This is a genomic window from Priestia sp. SIMBA_032, from assembly GCF_046535215.1.
Classification (GTDB): domain Bacteria; phylum Bacillota; class Bacilli; order Bacillales; family Bacillaceae_H; genus Priestia; species Priestia aryabhattai.
In genome coordinates this window covers 1-290 of record NZ_JAWRXD010000443.1, presented here as the reverse complement: position 1 = coordinate 290, position 290 = coordinate 1, and the positions used below count along the sequence as shown (strand labels likewise).

At 25.9% G+C, this 290-nt stretch carries 1 protein-coding gene; it reads right to left on the bottom strand.

The window, feature by feature from the left end; all coding sequences use genetic code 11:
• Positions 1–95: 95 nt before the first annotated feature.
• On the bottom strand, positions 96–290 hold a 195-nt coding region (locus tag SB717_RS35095), incomplete at its 5' end, for a hypothetical protein (RefSeq protein WP_410907513.1).

Genomic DNA, 290 nt, shown 5'->3' with positions numbered 1-290 from the left:
CTTTGCTACTTCTCAAGATAGAATATGTTGAAAATTACTAATCGAAATAGACAAAGTGGTAATTTATTTTTAATGATGCGGAATTTTACTAGGGTTCAAATATCTCTATAGTGAGAAGTTATTAAGAGGTTATTAGCCCTTAAAATAGTAGTTGATTTTGTGTTTAAATGAGAGATTATAGACATTCTGCTAATTTTAAATGGTAAATAATCTTGTTTTGGATTCATTTTAGGCTGTTTAATATTTTTTGATGTAAATAAAACTGACATATCTAAATACTCTCTAAAAAG